The 293-nt window shown below is 68.6% G+C and carries 1 pseudogene; it reads right to left on the bottom strand.

From position 1 onward, the window contains the following. Positions 1–293, bottom strand: a pseudogene (locus QP415_RS11440) (hypothetical protein); the annotation flags it as partial.

Genomic DNA, 293 nt, shown 5'->3' with positions numbered 1-293 from the left:
CGCCGTTCCAGTCGCCGGTGAGGATTTCATCGCCGCGCAGGCCGTAGTCCATCACAATATCGGCGGTGCGTCCCCAGCCATTAGCGAGGAAGAAGCGCGGCGGGAAAGGCGCCACGCGGGAGGAGGGCCGCGGGTTGCTCGGCGCGGGAGCTGGCGGGGCGGGCGGGCGCGGTGCCGGTGGCTGGGTGGGGCGCGGCGCGGGCTGCGTCGTCGTACCACCACCGGAACGCAATTGCGTATAGATACGGTAGGCGTTCTCACGAATGGAACCGATGGAATCGTAGATCGTGCCC

Origin of the sequence: Pauljensenia sp. UMB3104, assembly GCF_030217285.1 — a bacterium.
Taxonomy (GTDB): domain Bacteria; phylum Actinomycetota; class Actinomycetes; order Actinomycetales; family Actinomycetaceae; genus Pauljensenia.
This window is presented reverse-complemented; position numbering and strand designations above follow the sequence as displayed.